The sequence below is a fragment of the Brevundimonas sp. genome, from assembly GCF_036963785.1.
Lineage (GTDB): Bacteria > Pseudomonadota > Alphaproteobacteria > Caulobacterales > Caulobacteraceae > Brevundimonas.
Genome location: NZ_JBALUS010000024.1, coordinates 1 through 525, shown reverse-complemented (window position 1 = coordinate 525; position 525 = coordinate 1). Strand labels below are relative to the sequence as shown.

Here is a 525-nt window from a genome sequence, read left to right as displayed (position 1 = left end):
AGACAATGCTCGCCCCGCTCGGGCGGCTCGACATGGATTCGCGCGGACTGCTCCTCCTGTCGGAGGATGGCGTGCTCGCCAAGGCCGTGATCGGGCCGGGGTCGGACCTCGAGAAAGAATACCTCGTCACCGTGAGGGGCCAGGTCACGCCGCAGGCCCTCTCGCAGCTGCGCCATGGCCTGTCGCTCGACGGCAGGCGGCTGAGGCCGGCCAGGATCGACACGGTCGGCGCGGGCCGGCTGCGGTTTCGCCTGAAGGAGGGCCGCAACCGCCAGATCCGGCGCATGTGCGAACTGGTCGGTCTCGTCGTCGTGGACCTTCACCGCACGCGCATCGGCCCGCTCGAACTCGGCAGCCTTCCGGAAGGCAAGTGGCGCGCCCTCACCTCTGAAGAACGCGCCAGCCTGATCAGCTCTTCGGTGCCTTCGGGGTCGCCCCCGGCTTCCGGCGGCGCACCCGCGGCCAGACCAGCTTCAGCCAGATCCAGAGGAAAACCCCGATCAGGAGCAGCCAGGGCAGGCCCAC

The 525-nt window shown here is 69.7% G+C and carries 1 protein-coding gene; it reads left to right on the top strand.

The genetic code is table 11. From position 1 onward, the window contains the following. Positions 1–525: pseudouridine synthase (locus V7672_RS15275; RefSeq protein ID WP_335625420.1), on the top strand; the 525-nt coding region annotated here is incomplete at both ends.